This is a genomic window from Ascidiimonas meishanensis, from assembly GCF_037782385.1.
In the GTDB taxonomy this organism is placed as follows: Bacteria; Bacteroidota; Bacteroidia; order Flavobacteriales; family Flavobacteriaceae; genus Ascidiimonas; species Ascidiimonas meishanensis.
In genome coordinates, this window is the sequence record NZ_JBBEXD010000003.1 from 118968 (window position 1) to 138706 (window position 19739).

Here is a 19739-nt window from a genome sequence, read left to right on the forward strand (position 1 = left end):
CTTAACATATTGCAAATAATTTTATTAATAAAATAGTTATGATTATAAAAAAATGCTTTTTCCTTCTAACATTTTTGTTCATAGTTTATACTTATGGCCAAGATAAGAGTTATAGAGGATACCTTGCCTTTCAGAATTATGACAACAAGAAATTTCCAGTCAATAAATTAAATCAATTATACGGAGAGGCGCTACATTTTTTCTCTGATAAAATTGTTTTAAAATACAACAAGTTTCCAGGAACCTGCTTAAGTCCTACTTCTCGTTTATACAATTTTCTTATTGAGGAAGATGTAATTTCTGGATACGTAGATATTTATGAAAAAGAAAAAATCCCAAATAGCAAAGGGTATCTAAGTAGAGAAGATTTTGTTAAAGATCTAAAAAAGGAGGTAAAACTTTATTTTGTAGGCAGCGTAGCTCACGATACACGATATAAAGCATACATTTTTAAATATTATAAAAAAATTGGAGGTTTAACTATTTTAAAAGAATTGATGGTTAATATTAAAGATAATCATGTTACGTCTATTTTAGTTTTTGCAAAAACTTGTCTTTCAGATTTTGGTTATAAACAATTTACAATCTTTTTAGGAGAAAATGAGTTTATTCACAAAGTAAAAACATTGTATTCAGATGTTATTGGTGTCGAAGAAGTAGAAGAAGAACCTATATATTTTAGAATTAATTCGGAAGGTTTTGTTATCGTACAGGAATAGTTTAAGGCAAAAAACATTTAACGAATAAAAAGAAGTACAAATATTTGTTGAAAGAAAAAATTAATATTTTCATTAAACTAGAATAAACGATACCCAGTTTGGGTATGAAAGTTCTTTGATAAACCGTGGCTTTACAGGGCACGAACATTTCTTCGGGGTAAACCTCATCCATATGAACGGCAGAATGTACGATGCTGTTTTGGGCAGGTTTTTATCGCCCGATAATTATGTACAAGACCCCTACAATACCCAAAGTTTTAACAGGTATGGATATGTTTGGAATAATCCGTTAAATAACTCAGATCCTAGTGGTGAATTTTTGGTTTCTGCATTGATAGGAGCAGCTATTGGTGTAATTACTAATGGTATAAGTAATTTAGTCAATAACCGTGCATTTTTTGAAGGGGCTGGTTCCGCTGCATTGTATGGAGCAATTGGAGGAGCAGTATCATTTGGTATTGGAGAAATTACAAAAGGTATATCCAATGCATTTCTAAGTGGAGTTTTTCAGATTTCTGCTCATGGATTAAGTGGCGGTATTTTGGCTAATGTTCAAGGAGGTAAATTTGGTGCAGGATTTTTAAGTGGATCTATAAGCTCTATTATATCTACAAGTGTAAGTTCTGTGAAGCTAAATTCTAATTTTTGGTCTGTGAGTGTAAAAATTACCTCCTCTGGACTTTCTGGTGGATTGGGAAGCTTACTGGGAGGAGGTAAGTTTTTAGATGGTGTTAGACAAGGATTAATTTCAGGCATTCTAAACCATGGTGTGCACAGCGGTTGGTTTGGTATAAACATGCAAGCTGCAGTTATAACAGGAAGAATAAGGCATCTATTTGGACCAGATGCAACAATTTTATCTGGCTCTGCTGCTGCTGGTTTTGGTTTAGGTCTTAAAGGAGAAAAGGGAGCTTTGTTTATAGAACGTGGTAAAGATAAATATCAGATATTTGAAGTAGATGATGTTGGTGTTGGTGGATCTACACCTTCTGCTTCTGCTGGTGTCAGTATTACTAGGTTATATTATTCAGGCAACGCTAATTTTGATCATACAGTTTTTCTGGGAAATAGGTGGGAAACAAATATAGGTGTTGATGCTTTAATCGGAGTTGGTGTTTCTGCTATATATTCGGAAGTTCCAAATTCTGGAGGTAATTTTGTTATAGGGGTTGGTATAACAGGTGGAGTAGGAATAAGCTTGACAATCTTGGACATTAATATTAATTTAGGAAAAACAACAAGAACTAATCCTTGGAAAAAGTAACACAAGAATGAAGTATAGAATAATTTTGATCCTGTTTTGTTACAGCTGTTTTAATTGTCAAAGAAATGATATTTATACATCCATAGATTTCCATTTTGAAAAAAAGATAGAAGTAAAGAAATATACTAATGAAAGAGGAACGTCTATTCTTAATAACAAATACGCTTTGCATTCAGCTTCTCCTCTCCTTAATAAAAAGCCAGATTGGTTGATAGAAAGAAATCCTGCTGAATACAGTTTTCGGAAAACACCGTTTCAGCCTACAATACATGACATTGAGCCTCCATATCTGTTTATCAAGAAAGCAGAATCTGATAAATTTTGGGTAATCAAAAATAGTGATACTCTTGTATTTCATCTGGAGAAATATTAACTTTTGGATGGGCATATGTACAAAATGAACCGTTATATTGCACTAAAAACAGAGCGCATAGACCAGATTATATGCTTTAAATGGATCTACATGGTAGTTAAAAAAGCTTTTAATGATACCATAATAATCATTAAAAACACAGATACTTTAAATTTACATCCATTGAATAAAAAAATAGGCGGCCTACGTGTCGGAATAAAAAATGCTACTTGGCCTTTTGCAAGTCTAAGTGCTTCAGGCGGTCAACTTGTAATTAGCAGCATTTATGGCACTTATAAATTTAATGAAAATGAAATCTTAGATTTATCTGAATATGTGCTAATCCCACTGCTTGGTCAGGGAATTAAAATATCACATACCAAAAAAGAATACCCTTCACAAATTATTTTTTGGTATTTTGGAAAACTTGAAAAATTAATCAAAGAAATAAAGACGCATCTCAATGAAACTAAATAAAACCCTAACGTTTCTCCTTATTTGTAATCTGGGCATATTTTGTGTTTGTAGTGCTCAGAATTTTGGAGCCTTTAAAAATGAAAAATTTCCAGTAAATGCAATTTCAGAAAAGATCATTGAAAAAAGAAACCTGAAAGAAAAAATGGAAACGCTGTCAACTTGTGATTGGAGAAATATTGAGTTTTAAACCTTGGTAAACGCAGGCAATATAATGCTAATAAAATACTAGTAACAATTAAATTAAAGTAAAGTAAAGTATGAGAAGTATGATCACTAACACCCAATTTTTATTGCTTTTTTTCCTACTATCGCTGCCTTTATGGAGCGTTGCACAAGACACCATACCTTCTAGTAATGAGGAAAACAAAAATGCCATTATCTATATAGTGAGAACTTCTCCTATGGCTTCTGCCATTAACTTTCGGTTTTTTGTAGATGGAAATTATGTGGGAAAGTTTCATCATAATGGATATCTTAAACTCTATGTGTCTCCTGGGAGACATGTGATAAGTGCAAAAGCAGAAAATCTTTTTGTTATGGAAGCTCAATTAGAACCTGGTAAGGTGTACGCCATTGATGCGGCAGTACAGATGGGTGCATTCTATGCAGCGGTTCAGCTTGTTCCCGTAAAGGTAGAAAGAGAACGTCATTTTACGAGAGTACAAAAAAGACTAGCAAAGAGTTCCAGAAAGACGTTTAATAATGATGAACTCAAAAAGAAAACGCTTGAATATACAGAAATCATTAAAAAAGCATCGCATAAATATTATAAGAAAAAGAAAAAAGGAAAAGACATTCCTGTTTTAAGCGAAGCAATTGATGAGGAATTATTACTAAGTTACCGAACTAAATCCTGATAATTATGGCATTTTATCGCCGCTCCATTACTTCTTGGGAACTGAGAATCTTAAAAACAGTAATACCTTTAATGTTATTACTATTTATAGGTCTAATGGGTTATAGTATGCTTAAGCCATCACCTTACATACGTTTAACGTACTCATCTGAAGTTACTATGAAAGTCATAAAGATGACCCACTATAAAGGGACGGTGATTTTAAATGATTCCATTGTGATACCCTACAACTGTCCAGAAATAGTGCTGGAAAATCAAAAGGTACCCAATTCTTATCGGTTAGATACCATAAGAAAATTTAAAATTGGTGCAAACTTTAGACCGCCCTTTCAAATAATTAAACCAAAAGATTCTGAGATGCTCTGCACTATAGATGGATGGGATACCGCATACTTTAGACTTAATGGCGCCAAAGAACCTTTAAATTGGCTTCAACTCCTTCGCAAATCCCTATACGATTCTCAATAACTCATCTCTACTATTTCTTTTACCTTTTCTGGGCTTACACTTTGGTTTTCGCCCAATCCTTTCCAGCCGCGTTTTTCAAAACGGGTTTTAATAAAATCTGCGGTAGTGTGGTAGTCTTCAGTATATTCAGAAAGTTTGGTTTGTACGCCTAAGTAATGAAAGAAATCTACGGTTTTTTCAATGGCTTGTCTGGCAATTTCTTCATCAGTATCGCCTTGTAAATTCCAAACCTCACGGCCATATTGTGCCAGCTTCTCTTTTTTCTCGTTAAACATCACCTTATAAAGGTTAGGGCCAACAATGGCAAGTGTTCTTGCATGGTCTATTTCGTAAAGCGCGGTGAGTTCATGCCCTATCATATGCGTAGCCCAATCAGACGGGACACCTTTTTGTATGAGTCCGTTAAGTGCCATAGTGCAGCACCACATAAAATTACTGGCAGCCGTGTAATCGTCTGGTTTTAAGATCACATCTGGCCCAATCTGGATTAATGTTTTAAGGATACTCTCACTAAAGCGATCTTGTAAATACGCATCGTGTTTATAGGTAAGGTATTGTTCCATTACATGCGTAAAGGCATCAATTACTCCGTTTTGTAATTGTCTTTTAGGCAAGGAAGCAATAACAGTAGGGTCGCAAACCGAGAATTTAGGAAAAAGTGCACCACCACCAAAGGGTAATTTTTCTTTAGTGGCCTCAATGGTCACTACGGCGCCTGAGTTCATTTCACTTCCAGTGGCGGGCAGTGTAAGCACTGTGCCAAAAGGAATGGCGTTTGCCTTGATACTTTTTCTCTTGAGCAGGATCTCCATGGGAATACCAGCATAATTAACCGCAGCACTTATAAACTTTACGCCATCAATCACACTACCACCACCTACGGCTAGAATAAAATCTACTTTTTTCTCTTTTACCAGCGCCACTGCTTTTATTAAAGTTTCGTATCGCGGATTGGGTTCTATCCCTGCAAATTCAAAGACTTTGTTATTTTTCAGAGCGTTTTTTACCTGATTGTAGATGCCATTTTTCTTGATGCTACCGCCTCCGTAGCAAAGGAGAACACGAGATTTTTCAGGGATTTCACCTTCAATTGCGGAAATCTGACCCTTGCCAAAAATCAGTTTTACAGGATTATATAATTCAAAATTATTCATAACACTAGTTTGTTTAGCAAAGGTACGAATGTGCCTACGGCTTCTGTATTAAGGGAATATTAAAGCTTCGCTTTTTATTTGTAAAAATTCATTTCGTCCAGATATTTCCAGACTGCTTCGGGAAGCATGGGGCGGATATTTTTACCTTCAGAGATTGCCTTTCTGATAAAGGTAGAAGAAAGTTCCATTATAGGAGCATTAATAGCATGTATTTTTGGATGCCCTTTAAACTGATGTTCTACTTGACCTTCAGATTTTCGGGGATATACATAGATGGAATGATTCTCTAGGATCACCTCATAATTTTTCCACTTGTGAAAGCTTTTTAGATTGTCCTCCCCCATGATAAGGGCAAATTCCGTATCCGGATATTCTTCTTGAAGATGTGCAAGTGTTTTTACGGTGTAATTAGGCTGCGGTAATTTAAACTCTACATTGCTAGGTTTAAGTTTAGGATAGTCTTTGGTAGCTTCAAAAACCATTTGATACCGGTGGTGATCGTCTAATAACGTACGCTTATTTTTATGTGGGTTATGGGGTGTAACTACTAGCCAAATAGCATCAAGATCACTGTATTCTGCCAGATGGTTAGCAATAATAAGGTGTCCCACATGAATGGGATTGAAAGTTCCAAAATAGAGACCCACCTTTTTCTGCATGGCTTAGGATTCTTTTTGCAGTCCTATAAAATCAGCAACCAAATCATAGGCTTCCTGTTTGGCAGTAGCCAAATCATAATTTTTTATGATTTTATCAAACTGAGGCGCTGTAGCCAATTCAACAGAAGCTTTTGCAATGCGCATATTGATCTTGTCTTCACTTTCTGTTTTACGCTGCTTTAAACGTATTTTAAGTTCGTCTACACTAGGCGGCTTCACAAACACTGCCAATGTTTGTTCTGGAAATTTCTTCTTAATTCGGAGTCCCCCAGAAACATCAATATCAAAGATTACGTTTTTGCCTTTAGCCCAAATACGTTCTACTTCACTGTTGAGGGTACCGTAGAAGTTATCTCTATACACCTCTTCCCATTCTACAAAATCTCCATCTTTAATATGCTGTTTAAAGTCTTTGAGGGATAAAAAATAGTAATGCTGCCCGTCTTTTTCTTCTCCTCTGGGTTCTCTTGTAGTGCAGGATACGGAGAATTCAAGATTTAATTCAGGATATTTAAGCAAGTGCTTTACGATGGTTGTTTTACCACTGCCAGAAGGTGCAGAAAAAATGAGTAATTTACCTCCAAAGTTTTGTTTTGGACTTTCCATCTTATAATACGTTGAGGCTTTGTTCTTTTATTTTTTCAAGCTCGTCTTTCATTTGAACCACAAGCTGCTGCATAGGCGCATAATTGGCTTTGGAACCTAAGGTATTAATTTCACGACCAATTTCCTGAGTGATAAAAGCCAGTTTTTTACCATTAGAATCATTAGATTTTAGGGTCTCAAGGAAATAGTTGAGGTGATTCTCCAACCGAACTTTCTCTTCCGTCACATCAAATTTTTCTAGATAATAGATGAGTTCCTGTTCAAAACGATTGGCATCTACATTTTCTTTAATTTCAGTAACTGCTCTTTCTAAACGTTCACGTACCTGCTGCATCCGTTCAGGATCAATTTTTTTTACCTCTTCTAACAGCTGTCCTATATTTTGAATACGTAGTATCATATCTTTTTCCAATACCAATCCTTCCGTACTTCGAAACGTATTGATAGCAGTTAAAGCTTCTTCCAAACCTTCAAGAATAGACTTGTACTCTTCTTCATCTATTTCATCCCTTTCGGTTTTTAAAGCATCTGGAAGACGCAGCGCCATTTGCAATAACTCGGCATCAGAAGCATCTGCAAGGCTATTTAATTGTTTCATATAAGCTTTAAGAACGCTTTCATTTAGTTGAGTTGAGGTCTCTTCACCGTTCATTTCAATATAGAGGCTGAAGTCAATTTTTCCTCTGGTAAGCGACTTTGCGATGATATTTCTAAGTGCCAGTTCCTTCTCTCTGTAAGCAGATGGCATACGGGCATTAAGATCAAGTCCTTTGCTATTTAGGGACTTAAGTTCGATTGTTATTTTTTTGGAGGGAAGTTGAATAATCTTTTTCCCAAAACCAGTCATCGAATGTATCATTTGTGCATATTAAAGTTGTGCAAATGTACATAAAACCCAAGGTTCTTAAAAGATACTATTTTAAACCTGGTTAAGAACTATAATTTGTGGGTTATGGTGTTGATTTGTATGAGACACTACAATATAGTTTAGTAAAAAAAGGAGTATTGAAAAATCCCTTTCAAAATATATGCTGAAAGGGATTTTAGTTATTCAAAGTTTTGATAAAGATAGTATACCTCTTAATGTTAAATACGATTAGTAAGGAACAAGACGTGTTTAATTTTTCTTTAAAACAAACACTATAGGTTTCTAATCCAGATATTTCTAAAGCTTACCCCGCTATTGTCATTATGATCTTGAAGTTTTAAAGGGGCTTTTCCATGTGCTTTGTTTTTAGGCCAACCAATGTATTCTGTGCTGCCTAAGAGTTCCACATGGTCTTGAACTAATATTCCATTATGCAAAACAGTAAGTGTTCCTGATTTTATTTTAGTACCCTCTGCATCAAATTCAGGTGCATGAAAAATGATGTCATAGGCTTGCCATTCACCAGAGGGTTTTCCAGCATTTACTAGCGGAATATGCTGTTTATAAACAGAAGCTGCTTGTCCGTTAGCATACGTTCGATTGTCATAGGTATCCAATACTTGCACTTCATAAAGCTCTTGTAAAAAAACACCACTATTTCCTCTGTTTTGACCATCGGCTCTAGGTGTTTCAGGATTTCGCCATTCAATATGAAGTTGAACGCTTCCAAAATCTTCTTTGGTTTTGATATCACCAGATCCGCTCTTCACCGTCATGCTGCCATCCTCATTAATAATCCATGGGGCTTCTTCACCTTCTTCTTTTGCACTTTCCCAAGCGTTTAAATTACTTCCATCAAATAATACAATTGCATCTGAGGGAATGCTATTTTCATTTAAACTTACTTTGGATGGAATGGGTTCCCAAACCTCTGTTTCTTCAGGCGTGGTAGGTTCTTCTGGTTGTGGTTTTGGCGAATAGGCCATTTTTGTTTCAGTCTTTTTTTCCTGAACAGGTGTGGTTTTATTGCAGCTAACCATTAATGTTAGCACGCAGAAAAGTATGCTGGAGGGCTTCATAAAATTGAGTTTATTATAATCCTAGTATTTGTTTTAGTTTTTCTTTGTCAATATCTGCTCCTGCAAAGTCGTCAAAGGCTCTTTCCGTAGCTTCAATGATGTGATTTTTAATAAAGGGGGCACCTTCTCTGGCTCCTTGTTCTGGACTTTTAATACAGCATTCCCATTCCATTACTGCCCAAACATCGCAGCCGTATTGTGTGAGTTTAGAAAAGATAGTTTTAAAGTCTATTTGGCCGTCACCTGGGGAACGGTATCTTCCTGCCCTGTCTCCCCAATTATTATACCCTCCAAAGGCACCTTTTTTGCCCGTAGGATTGAATTCAGAATCTTTTACGTGAAAGGCTTTAATAAACTCATGATAGTGATCTATATATTCAATATAATCCAATTGTTGCAATACAAAATGGGAGGGATCATATAAAATATTAACACGTTTATGATTGCCTGTGGCTTCTAAAAAGCGTTCAAATGTATCTCCGTCATGAATATCTTCACCTGGATGCACTTCATAACATACATCTACTCCCTGCTCATCAAAAACGTTGAGAATGGGCATCCATCTTTTGGCCAATTCTTCAAATCCCATTTCTACTAATCCGGGAGGACGTTGAGGCCAGGGGTGAAACGTATGCCAAAGTAGCGCACCAGAAAAAGTAGCATGCACATCTAGCCCCAATCTTCTGCTGGCGATGGCTGCTTTTTTAACGGTATCTACTGCCCATTCTGTACGGGCTTTTGGGTTATTCTTTACCTTGTCTGGAGCAAAATTATCAAACATGATATCATAAGCAGGGTGTACAGCTACTAATTGCCCCTGTAAATGTGTGGAAAGCTCTGTAATTTCTAGTCCGTATGAATTAATTTTCCCTTTAAGTTCATCACAATAATCTTGACTCTCTGCCGCCTTATCCAGATCAATAAGAAAATGCTCCCAGGTAGGAATTTGAATGCCCTTATAACCTAAGTCTGCTGCCCACTTGCAGAGTCCGTCAAGGCTATTAAAAGGCGGTTTATTATCTATAAATTGAGCTAGAAACACCGCGGGTCCTTTAATGGTTTTCATGTTATTTTTATTTTAATTTATAAGGTAGTCCAGGCAGCATTATTTGCATCACTCTTTACAGCCTGATGAATAAACCTAACCCCTCTTACCCCATCTGAAACTGTAGGGAAGTCTTGATTTTCTGGTGTTTTTCCTTCTAATCTTGCTTGTAAACTTTCTGCAAATGCTTTGTAAATATTCGCAAATGCTTCTAGGTATCCTTCTGGATGTCCTGATGGAATTCTGGAAGCCGTCATTGCTTCTGAGTATAAGTTGTTACCACCAGGGGTATATACTTTCTTGGTTTTATCTAACCAGCGGGTAGTAAGCTCATTTGGATTTTCCTGATGCCATTCTAAGCTTCCTTTTTCACCGTACACACGAATGGCAAGATTGTTTTCTTCTCCAGTTGCAATTTGAGAAAAAGATAGGGTGCCTTTTGCACCATTTTCCATTCGTAATAAAACGTTTCCATCATCATCTAAAACTCTGCCTTCTCCAAATCTACCAAGATCTGCTGCTAGTTCTTTTATTTTGAGTCCAGTGATATATTCAGTAAGATTCTCTGCATGCGTACCAATGTCTCCCAAGGCACCGCCAACGCCTGATTTTTTAGGATCTATTCTCCAAGCCGCTTGTTTTTGTCCGGTTTTCTCAATTTCTGTAGCTAGCCATCCCTGTAGATACTGGATTTGTACTTTTCTGATTTTACCAAGGTCTCCTTTAGCAATCATAGTGCGAGCCTGTTTTACCATGGGGTATCCCGTATAATTATGGGTAAGCGCAAATTCAAGACGCGTTTCTGTAACGAGTTTTTCTAAAATTTCTCCCTCCTCAACCGTAAGCGTCATAGGTTTATCACATACCACGTGAAATCCGTTTTCTAAAGCTAATTTTGCGGGTTCAAAATGCATATGATTAGGCGTAACTATAGCTACAAAATCCATACGTTTATCTGCGGGTAACTCTTTTTCTGCCGCAATCATTTCTTTAAAATTACCGTAACAGCGTTCTTCTGGCAGATAAAGATCTCGTCCAGATTGTTTTGATTTTTCTGGGGTACTGCTAAAAGCCCCACATACTAATTCTATTTGGCCGTCAATAAAGGCAGCTTTTCTATGCACATCTCCAATAAAAGATCCGGCACCACCGCCTATCATTCCCATTCTAAGTTTTCTCATGAATGTTATGCTTTGTATTCTACTTTTTCGTTTTTGAAAAAAATAAGGAAAAGAACCATCACCAATAAGGCAAAACCTGCTGGGTATACCCATATAGCCTTCCAGAGATGTGTTCCATCTGGTCTTGCAAACTGATCTGTGATTTTTCCGGCAATCCAAAAACCTATAAGCATCCCTACACCATATGTAGCTAAGGTTATAAGTCCTTGTGCTGCACTTTTATATTTTTCACCTGCTTTGCTATCGGTATAAATCTGGCCAGAAACAAAAAAGAAATCGTAACAAATACCGTGTAATGCAATGCCTATAATAAGCATAAAGGCCATTTCACCAGAATTTCCGTAGGTAAACAAAAGATATCTTACGGCCCAGGCAAGCATTCCTACCAACAAGGTCTTTTTAAAGCCAAACTTCTTAAAGAACCAAGGTAATAGTAGCATAAAAATAACCTCTGAAGCCTGACCTATCGTCATTTTTCCAGCAGGTTCTTCTACTCCTATTTCGCCCAAAAATTGTCCCGCATGTTGATAATAAAATGCAAGAGGGATACAAATAAGTACTGATGCTATAAAGAAAACTAAAAAGTTCCTGTTTTTAAGTAAACCAAGTGCTTCAAGCCCTAAGATATCTGAAATGGTTATTTTTTCATCTTTGCTGACTTTAGGCGGTGTTTTGGGTAAAGTAAAGCTAAATAACCCTAAGATAGCTGAGGCCACTGCCGTCATTAAAAATGTGTTTTTAAGTAACATTCCGGAGGCATCTGCATCCCATTTAAAAATATAACTAATGGCAAGTCCTGCAGCAATCCACCCAATGGTTCCCCATACTCTTATAAATGAAAATTCTTTGGCAGGGTCTTTCAATTGATTAAAAGAAACTGAATTTACCAATGCCAGTGTAGGCATATATAAAATCATATATCCTAAAATATAAGGATAAAAGACTTCAAAATCTGTAGCGTTCGCCATTTGATACATAAAAAATGCGCCTGCAAGGTGTAAAAAGCCTAAAATTCGCTCTGCATTAAAAAATCTATCTGCAATTAAACCAATAATAAAAGGAGCAATAATAGCTCCCCACGATTGTGTAGAATATGCCATAGCGGTTTCGGCTCCAGATGTTTTCAAAGCACTGGGAAGATAGATTCCTAAAGTGACAAACCAGCCGCCCCAGATAAAGAACTCTAGGAACATCATAAACGACAATTGAATTTGTATTTTTCTGTTCATGTAAGGTTAGTTATTGTTAGTTTTTATAATAAGTATAATCGGTTGCAATAGGTTCTATATTTTGAGTTCTCATTAAAGTAGCAATTTGCCCTCTGTGATAAGTAGAATGATTAATGATATGAAACAGTATTTTTTTTAAAGAACTTTGAAGCACCTCATTTTCCGTATTTGTAAATACAATTTCTTCTTCAAAATCATTCTTGTCTGTAAGAATTCCAAAAGTGGTTCTTTGGTTGTCATAGTGTATTTCTTCCCAGTTTATGGGTTCATTACGTTGCCAGAAATTAGAAGGTGTTTCTGTATGGAGAATTCTTGCATTCCAAATTTGATGTGCATTTAATATGTGATTAAATAAAACCGCTGCTTTATCTGGAAATTTAGGATGTTCCAAAGCGGCTTCAATAATAAGTTTGTTGCAATAATAATTATAGTCAAATAAATCATTAAAAAATGAATTCATGGTTGTTTTTTAGATTTCTAACGCTACTTTATTGCTTTTGAAGCTTTAATCAGTAGATCTTTGGTTGCAATAATACCCATTTCTTCGTTAAGTCTGCTTCCTTCATATTCTACACCAATATAGCCATTATAGCCAGCATTTTTTACAATTTGGAGCATTTTTACATAGTCAATAGTTGTTTCATTGCCATTTTCGTCAAAATCATAAGATTTTGCGCTTACTGCTTTTGCAAAAGGCATGAGTTCTTTAACCCCCAGATATTTGTCGTATTCTTTTACACAAGGTGCCTGCCATCTTTCGCCCCCTTCTCGCTCCAAGCAAAAGTTTCCAAAATCAGGGAGTGTTCCGCAATTTGGTTTGTTTACTTCTTGCATAACTTCTACTAATAATTTTGCATTTGAAGATAACCAACCATGATTTTCTACTAATACATTTATATTAGACTTTACACTGTATTCCGAAAGACGATTTAGTGCATCTATGGAGGCCGCTTTCCAAACTTCAGCATCTTTGGAACCAAAAAGATTAACCCTAATAGAATGACATCCTAGTGCTGCTGCCGCATCTACCCATTTATAATGATTTTCTACCGCTTGTATTCGCGATGCTTCATCTGGAAATCCAAAGTCACCTTGGCCATCTATCATAATGATAAGGTTTTCAAGGCCATTGTCTTCACTTCGTTTTTTCAATTCTTTTACCAAATTGTCCATAGCCATAGCACTATTGGTGTTTTTTTCCAATTCTTTACTGTATAAATGATTTACATATTCCAACCCTTCAAAACCCCAGTTTTTAGCTTTGGCTGCAAATTCAAAAGGACTCAATCCTCCATCCAGAATCATTTTATGAATAGACCATTGTGCTAACGATAATTTAAAGAAAGAGGCATGAGAGGTGTTTGGGATAGCATCTTTTTGTGTTTCTTCTTTATTGTTTTGTTCTTTTTTACAGGATGCAAGTCCCAAAAGAGAGAGTGCAAAAGTGGCTTGAGCGGTATTCCAAATAAAGTTTCTACGATGCATATTCTTACGGTTACGAGTTGATTTTATTACGTTTTTATTATTTTAAAGTCTTTTTGTTACGATATTCTTATTTAAGAAGCTTTAAATTTATAAAAAATTAATTTCTATATTTGAAAATACGTTAACTTAATTCCAACTATTCTCAAAAATGTTATACTACAACAAACCTCCTGAGGAATTTGATGCTATTGTAATTGGTACAGGCATCAGTGGTGGCTGGGCTGCCAAAGAGCTTTGTGAAAAAGGCCTAAAAACACTCGTGTTAGAACGCGGGCGCATGGTAAATCATATTGAAGATTATATTACCGCACATTTAGATCCATGGGATTTTAAATACAAGGGTGAAATACCACAAGAAGAGCTCGTAAAGCAATTTAAGCAGCATAGAACTGGATATACGACTGATGAACCTCATAGACATTTCTTTGTAAATGATTTAGAACATCCATATAATGAAGAGAAGCGTTTTGATTGGATGAGAGGGTATCATGTTGGTGGGCGTTCTCTAATGTGGGGAAGACAAAGCTATCGGGTAGGAGATGTAGATTTTGAAGCAAATGCAAAAGAAGGTATAGCAGTAGATTGGCCTATTAGATATAAGGATTTAAAACCTTGGTATGATTATGTAGAAAATTATATTGGTGTAAGTGGGGAAAATTTAGGACTTCCACAGTTACCAGATGGGCAGTTTTTAAAGCCTATGGAATTAAATTGTGTAGAAGATCATTTAAAAAATTCCATTGCTAAAAACTATACAGACCGTTTGTTGACTATAGGGCGTACCGCTCATATAACGGAAGGCACAAAACCTGGACTTGGCAGATCTACCTGTCAATATAGAAACAGATGTATGAGAGGTTGTCCTTTTGGAGCTTATTTTAGTAGTAATTCTTCTACACTTCCTGCCGCGGAAGCTACTGGAAATATGACCTTAAGGCCGTATTCAATAGTTCATGAAATAGTATATGATAAGGATGCAAAAAGAGCAACTGGAGTAAGGGTTATTGATGCAGAAAGTAAAGAAACCATTGAATTTAAGGCTAAGGTGATTTTTGTTTGTGCTTCAACAATTGGCACAACCTCCATTCTGATGCAATCAAAATCAGATCGTTTCCCTAATGGTTTGGGGAATGATTCTGGTGAATTGGGGCATAACCTAATGGATCATCATTTTAAAGCAGGCGCTTTTGGAAAGTATGACGGGTTTGATGACAAATATTATATAGGAAGAAGGCCTAATGGCATTTATATTCCTCGATTTAGAAATTTAGGAGGGGAAACAAATTCAAAAGATTTTCTTAGAGGATATGGTTATCAAGGAGGTGCAAGTCGTCAAGACTGGAGTGAAAGTATTAGGGAATTAAGTTATGGGAAAGACCTAAAAGAAGCCATTTTGACTCCCGGTGGTTGGCAAGCCGGATTAATGGGCTTTGGTGAAACCCTTCCGTACCATGAAAACAAAATGTACTTAGATTATAATAAACCAGACCAATGGGGTTTACCTACGGTTACCTTTGATGCAGAGTTCAAGGAAAATGAACTAAACATGCGTAAAGATATGATTGCACAGGCTATGGACATGTTAGAGAAGGCTGGTTTTAAAGAAGTAGAAGAATGGGATGATATTGGAGCTCCTGGTCTTGGAATTCATGAAATGGGAACAGCGCGAATGGGCCGAGACCGTAAGACTTCCGTATTAAATGGGAATAACCAAATCCACGATGTTCCTAACGTATATGTTACTGATGGCGCTGCAATGACCTCTGCCGCTTGTCAGAATCCTTCATTAACGTATATGGCCTTAACCGCAAGAGCTGCTAATCACGCAGTGGAAGAACTCAAAAAAATGAATATTTAAAGTCATACCATGGAAAGAAGAGATGCCTTAAAAAGAATAGGATTATCAATGGGGTATGTGGTAGCTACCCCTACTATTTTAAGTATATTACAAAGTTGTAAAAATGAACCTAAATGGGTTCCTATTAATTTTTCACAGGAAGAAGGAAATATAATATATGATCTGGTTGATATTATTATTCCAAAAACAGATACTCCAGGAGCTACGGAATTAAATGTACCCCAATTTATAGATATTTTTATACATGACGTATTTAGAGAAAATGGGTTAAAAGTTTTTAACGATAGTAAAAATGCTTTTATGAAAAAAATCAGAGAAGCAACCAAGCAGGAAGAAATAACGGAAGTTGCTCCAGACGTACTAACCTCCATGTTGGATAAATATCTTAAAATAAGTAAGGAACAGGAAATTGAATTAGGTCTTAAGATAGGATTGCATACCAATGAAGAGGATAGAACTTCTTCACTAGAAAAACCTGCTCTTACAGAAGAGGATTTGACATATAATTTTCTGTCCACTATAAGAGGGTTAGCTATATGGGGCTTTAAGGAAAGTGAATATATAGGGGAAGAAGTATTAGCATATAAACCTATCCCAGGGGAGCAAAAAGGATGCGTAGACCTTAAGGAAACCACAGGAGGAAAAGCTTGGTCTATTTAATACAAGACTTACAAAAGAAGAAACGTTAGTAATAAGTCGGCTTTTATGAATAATAACAGGCACCAATTTACTGTATTTAAATGCCTTTTTATTTTCAGTAGCTGAGATTAATTACAGCTATCCTTTTAAGTAGATACACTTAAAAGGATCCCTAGGTAAACTGTGTAGAAATACAGTAACTCCCTTCCTAAAGAAAAGGAGCGCAAGTTGTTATTGATCCTTATAAGAAAGTAGGTGATTTTTTATAATGTTCTTAAATATTCTGCTAGAGACCTTGCCTCTTCTTGCGTTAAATTCTGATTGAGCATAATCGCATTATTATAGGCTGCCATCAATGCTTTAGCAATAGGATCTTTTTTAAGCATTTCATCTGGATTCAGCATTATATTCATTACCCACTCCGGACTTCTTCTTTCATATATTCCAGTCATAGCAGGTCCAATAAGGCGTTGATTAACTAGATGACATTGTGTGCACTTTTGTTTGAATAGGCGCTCTCCTGCACTTGCCATTTCTTCATTAATAGCTGCGTCAAAAGTGATTTCTTTGATTGGCCCAATACCTTTATTTGAAAGATCTACTGGCACTTCTTTTTTATTCTCTTTAGTAGTGGTTTTTTCTTTTGTACGGTTGTATTCAAATCCCTTTTTTTCTTCTTTTTTATCACCGCAGCTGCACATAATGGCCACCAGCATGCTGCTGCCCAGAACTATTAATTTTTTCATGAAAGGTTTATTTATGGCATTAAAGATACTAAATCGATACTTATATATTCAAAGAATTTACAAATTCTAAAGCCCGTTTTTCGTTGTAATAAATATTGTTAGTATCATAGAAACCAACATGGCCGCCATATTTTGAAATTTCCAAATGTATATAAGGGTTTTCTTTGGCTTCTTTAACAGGAAAACACTCCTTAGATAGGAAAGAATCATTTTTTGCATTCAATATAAAAGCAGGTGTTTTTATCTCATGAAGAAACTGTAGAGAACTGCACTTTTCGTAATAATCTAAGGCGTTTTTGAAACCATGAGCTTTAGACGTATAAAAGTCATCAAAATCTTTTAATGTATGTATATTTTTAATGTCTTGATCGCTTACTAATTCGGGAAATTTTTTTTGTTTCCATCTCAGCTTTTCAAGAAGATGTTTTTTAAATCTTTGTGCATATAATATGTTATTAGAACTATGTAATCTCAGCATAGAACCATATAAATAACAAGGCACAGATATGGCAATACCTGCTTTTATTTGAGAGGGTATTTTAGTGCGTTCTCCAAGATATTTGAGTGTGACATTTCCACCCAAACTAAATCCTTTAATAACGATAGCATTATAATTGTAATGAGATAAGATATGCTCAATAATTGCTTCTAAATCTTCTGAAGCACCAGAATGATAAGACTTATAAAGTAGATTAGGCTCTCCACTACAGCTTCTGAAATTTATAATTACAGCATCGTAGCCAGCCTGATTGAATGTTTTTGCGGAGCCTTGAACATAAGGGCGGTCAGAATTTCCTTCAAGACCATGAAGCAAAATAATGAGTTTATGTGTTTTGGAAGAAGTATAGCACCAATCCATATCTATAAAATCTCCATCTAAAAGCTTTAGTCGTTCTCGCTTTGGATTAAGCCCATTCACACGTCTAACCAGTCCTGCATAGATGGTTGAAAAATGACCATTTTTAAAAAGAAGAGGAGGATTATATTGAGAAGCTAATAACGGCATTGATAGAGTATATTACATTTGAATTACATATCTCCTAGTAAGTTTTGCTCTTTTAAAATAACTCTTATATCAATTTTGTGGTTATCAAAAACAGTATACAGCATAAGAACTAGGGATTTAAGTTTAAAATGATGCCAACTAAAAAAACGAGCATGTTAAAAACAAAGGAAAGTAGTTTTAGTGGGAAAATTTATAAATGGGATTACGATTTTTACTTTTAATTTATGTAAAAATTGTTTAGGTTCAACACTTAAAAGTAATGATAGTTACCACATTTTCAAACTAATTTTCTTTTTACTTGTTCATAAATTCTTTTACAATGCTTCTTGGAAGCACATGATATCCGTTATTAGGAACTAATTTCTTTATTTCTTCTGTAGGTTCTAGATGGACGTATAATTGATTTACTTGGTTTATTTCAATGCAATCGTCTACATCATAGAGATCGTCTTTATGTACTTGTTCATACCCAGTTAACAATTGCTTTAAAGCTCTATCCTTAACATTAACTGCTTTTTCATCTACCAGAAAAGTAATTGCGTGATGTTCTGTAAATTCTCCTGGTCTATACGCTCCCAAATTTATAAAGAATAACTTTTTATCAGTTTCTGAGGGCGTGTTGGAAAGAGTTACTTTATAACCGTCTACCACATTTAATTCCATAAAAGAATCAATATGCATTTTGTTAGGCAATCCAAACCATTTAGATAAGAGTTGTTGATAGGTATCTTCAATTTTTATACCAGTGGCAAAGACCACATCATGTAATTCAATATTACTTTTAGGAGCCCTACCACCCAAATACACTGCAAACAATTTCATCTTCCTGAGTTAGGGTATAAAATTAAAAGAATCTCTAAAGAATTCTAACTAATTCTGTAACTTTTCTTCTTTTGTGCTGCTTTTATTTGAATGTGTTATGTTTTTACTTTACTATTTGAGCAATCTAAAAGATGGATGGTTTAAGAGGCAATAGCGGCTCTTTTCTTTTTGATGAATTCTACCACCATATATAGCATGATAATCCCTGAAATTTGCGCCATATTGAGAAAAAAGAGACCAATAAAAGCAAGAACAACAGTTACTGAAAATATACCAGTAATAATTTCAAGAGCACCTGTAATTGGTGCAATTATACCTAATTGACGTCTTAATTTTAGAATGGCAATACCTAACAATATTCCTATAGTTCCAAAGCAAAATGATTTCATAGCCATACTGAGTTCTACATTGTCTTGAATAAAATAAATAGAAGAGATATCATAAATGGTAGAAAGTACATAGGCAAAAAGCATCATAAAGGCAGTAGTGCGTAATAAATGGTTTTTAAAAATAGCGCCTGTTGCAATATAGCCTCGGAAAAAAATTATATAAAAAACAGTACTCGCCAGTTTCACTATGGTATATGTGGTGGTTGAAAAGATAAACTCATTCTCAAAGAAGCGAAAGTAGTCGGCTATATATTCAATAAAACTGAATATAAAATAGATCACACCAAAAATCCATGCAATATTAAGGTTTCTAATAAGAGACTGTACAGATGCATCGTCTTTTAAGTCTAACATCATAAAATTGCGTAGATTAGACTCTAAGTGAGTTATGGATGTTATTTGATCAAAGTCTACTTCTAGCGCATTTAAGATAGTTTTGATTGTATAACTCCTGGGCATTACTTCACCAGCTTCAATTCTTTGAATGGTGCGTACATTAATATTACATTTTTCTACAAGTTCTTCTTGTGTAAACCCCTTTTGCTTTCTGATTTCTGATATTCTAAGTCCAAGTTCCGGCTGTTTCATAAGATGTTGTTTTTTGTTGATGGTACAATAGTAACCATGATCTTTAAATCCTGCAAAAACATATACCCGTCATTTACCCGACATTTTTTCTAAGGCGCATTGTTTAATGAAACTGCACAGGTTTTGTTCATTTTTAAATGTAAAAAGTTAAGGACATTTTTAAACTTATAAACATGATATATGGAAAAAACTAGTGAGCTAGCTATTTTTCTTATAGATTCATTTATAAATATAGCGTTCTAATTTGCT

The 19739-nt window shown here is 35.4% G+C and carries 23 protein-coding genes; 9 read left to right on the forward strand and 14 right to left on the reverse strand.

Annotated elements, in window-relative coordinates; translation table 11 throughout:
- Positions 1–74: 74 nt before the first annotated feature.
- The 7 genes from WBG07_RS05585 to WBG07_RS05615 all read left to right on the forward strand — a co-directional run bounded on the left by WBG07_RS05585 (position 75) and on the right by WBG07_RS05615 (position 4136).
- On the forward strand, positions 75–719 hold the full coding sequence (locus WBG07_RS05585) for a hypothetical protein (RefSeq protein ID WP_340199534.1): 645 nt from the start codon (positions 75–77) through the stop codon (positions 717–719).
- A 172-nt stretch (positions 720–891) separates the two neighbouring features.
- On the forward strand, positions 892–1983 hold the full coding sequence (locus WBG07_RS05590; protein ID WP_461781913.1) for an RHS repeat-associated core domain-containing protein: 1092 nt from the start codon (positions 892–894) through the stop codon (positions 1981–1983).
- Between the two features lie 7 nt (positions 1984–1990).
- A complete protein-coding gene (locus WBG07_RS05595; RefSeq protein WP_340199536.1) occupies positions 1991–2356 on the forward strand; it encodes a hypothetical protein in 366 nt (121 codons plus the stop codon).
- Positions 2357–2446: 90 nt separating this feature from the next.
- Positions 2447–2812 carry a hypothetical protein gene (locus WBG07_RS05600; protein ID WP_340199537.1) on the forward strand — a complete coding sequence of 122 codons (366 nt, stop codon included), beginning with the start codon at positions 2447–2449 and terminating at the stop codon, positions 2810–2812.
- The gene (locus WBG07_RS05605; protein ID WP_340199538.1) at positions 2799–2999 is read left to right on the forward strand and encodes a hypothetical protein; all 201 of its coding nucleotides are present in this window, start codon (positions 2799–2801) and stop codon (positions 2997–2999) included. The genes WBG07_RS05600 and WBG07_RS05605 overlap by 14 nt, the downstream gene beginning before the upstream one ends.
- A 79-nt stretch (positions 3000–3078) precedes the next feature.
- Positions 3079–3669, forward strand: coding sequence for a hypothetical protein (locus WBG07_RS05610; RefSeq protein ID WP_340199539.1), 591 nt, complete (start codon positions 3079–3081; stop codon positions 3667–3669).
- Positions 3670–3674: 5 nt separating this feature from the next.
- A complete protein-coding gene (locus WBG07_RS05615) occupies positions 3675–4136 on the forward strand; it encodes a hypothetical protein (RefSeq protein WP_340199540.1) in 462 nt (153 codons plus the stop codon).
- Here the strand turns inward: WBG07_RS05615 and WBG07_RS05620 are convergent.
- The 10 genes from WBG07_RS05620 to WBG07_RS05665 all read right to left on the reverse strand — a co-directional run bounded on the left by WBG07_RS05620 (position 4130) and on the right by WBG07_RS05665 (position 13442).
- Complete coding sequence (locus WBG07_RS05620) at positions 4130–5290, reverse strand: iron-containing alcohol dehydrogenase (protein WP_340199541.1); 1161 nt, start codon at positions 5288–5290, stop codon at positions 4130–4132. The two genes, WBG07_RS05615 and WBG07_RS05620, sit on opposite strands and share 7 nt — an antisense overlap.
- A 74-nt stretch (positions 5291–5364) precedes the next feature.
- Positions 5365–5949, reverse strand: coding sequence for a nicotinate (nicotinamide) nucleotide adenylyltransferase (nadD, locus tag WBG07_RS05625; RefSeq protein ID WP_340199542.1), 585 nt, complete (start codon positions 5947–5949; stop codon positions 5365–5367).
- A gap of 3 nt (positions 5950–5952) precedes the next feature.
- Positions 5953–6555, reverse strand: coding sequence for a guanylate kinase (gene gmk / locus WBG07_RS05630; RefSeq protein WP_340199543.1), 603 nt, complete (start codon positions 6553–6555; stop codon positions 5953–5955).
- 1 nt (position 6556) lies between these two features.
- A complete protein-coding gene (locus tag WBG07_RS05635) occupies positions 6557–7414 on the reverse strand; it encodes a YicC/YloC family endoribonuclease (protein ID WP_340199544.1) in 858 nt (285 codons plus the stop codon).
- 281 nt (positions 7415–7695) lie between these two features.
- A complete protein-coding gene (locus WBG07_RS05640; protein WP_340199545.1) occupies positions 7696–8502 on the reverse strand; it encodes a 3-keto-disaccharide hydrolase in 807 nt (268 codons plus the stop codon).
- 13 nt (positions 8503–8515) lie between these two features.
- Positions 8516–9568 carry a sugar phosphate isomerase/epimerase family protein gene (locus WBG07_RS05645; protein ID WP_340199546.1) on the reverse strand — a complete coding sequence of 351 codons (1053 nt, stop codon included), beginning with the start codon at positions 9566–9568 and terminating at the stop codon, positions 8516–8518.
- A gap of 17 nt (positions 9569–9585) precedes the next feature.
- Positions 9586–10728, reverse strand: coding sequence for a Gfo/Idh/MocA family protein (locus WBG07_RS05650; protein WP_340199547.1), 1143 nt, complete (start codon positions 10726–10728; stop codon positions 9586–9588).
- 5 nt (positions 10729–10733) lie between these two features.
- The gene (locus WBG07_RS05655; protein WP_340199548.1) at positions 10734–11957 is read right to left on the reverse strand and encodes a nucleoside permease; all 1224 of its coding nucleotides are present in this window, start codon (positions 11955–11957) and stop codon (positions 10734–10736) included.
- 16 nt (positions 11958–11973) lie between these two features.
- Entirely contained in the window at positions 11974–12417 is a 444-nt protein-coding gene (locus WBG07_RS05660; protein ID WP_340199549.1) for a DinB family protein, read from the reverse strand.
- A 23-nt stretch (positions 12418–12440) separates the two neighbouring features.
- Positions 12441–13442, reverse strand: a complete 1002-nt coding sequence (locus WBG07_RS05665) for a sugar phosphate isomerase/epimerase family protein (protein WP_340199550.1) — start codon at positions 13440–13442, stop codon at positions 12441–12443.
- A 148-nt stretch (positions 13443–13590) separates the two neighbouring features.
- Here WBG07_RS05665 and WBG07_RS05670 point away from each other — a divergent pair, with 148 nt between their 5' ends.
- The gene (locus WBG07_RS05670; RefSeq protein WP_340199551.1) at positions 13591–15300 is read left to right on the forward strand and encodes a GMC oxidoreductase; all 1710 of its coding nucleotides are present in this window, start codon (positions 13591–13593) and stop codon (positions 15298–15300) included.
- A gap of 9 nt (positions 15301–15309) precedes the next feature.
- On the forward strand, positions 15310–15960 hold the full coding sequence (locus tag WBG07_RS05675) for a gluconate 2-dehydrogenase subunit 3 family protein (protein WP_340199552.1): 651 nt from the start codon (positions 15310–15312) through the stop codon (positions 15958–15960).
- Between the two features lie 242 nt (positions 15961–16202).
- On the opposite strand, the gene WBG07_RS05680 is transcribed toward WBG07_RS05675, so the two are convergent.
- The 4 genes from WBG07_RS05680 to WBG07_RS05695 all read right to left on the reverse strand — a co-directional run bounded on the left by WBG07_RS05680 (position 16203) and on the right by WBG07_RS05695 (position 19490).
- Positions 16203–16685 carry a c-type cytochrome gene (locus WBG07_RS05680; protein ID WP_340199553.1) on the reverse strand — a complete coding sequence of 161 codons (483 nt, stop codon included), beginning with the start codon at positions 16683–16685 and terminating at the stop codon, positions 16203–16205.
- A gap of 40 nt (positions 16686–16725) precedes the next feature.
- Complete coding sequence (locus WBG07_RS05685; protein WP_340199554.1) at positions 16726–17691, reverse strand: YheT family hydrolase; 966 nt, start codon at positions 17689–17691, stop codon at positions 16726–16728.
- A 294-nt stretch (positions 17692–17985) separates the two neighbouring features.
- Complete coding sequence (locus WBG07_RS05690; protein ID WP_340199555.1) at positions 17986–18513, reverse strand: DUF1543 domain-containing protein; 528 nt, start codon at positions 18511–18513, stop codon at positions 17986–17988.
- A 140-nt stretch (positions 18514–18653) separates the two neighbouring features.
- Positions 18654–19490 carry a helix-turn-helix domain-containing protein gene (locus WBG07_RS05695; protein ID WP_340199556.1) on the reverse strand — a complete coding sequence of 279 codons (837 nt, stop codon included), beginning with the start codon at positions 19488–19490 and terminating at the stop codon, positions 18654–18656.
- Positions 19491–19739 lie beyond the last annotated feature (249 nt).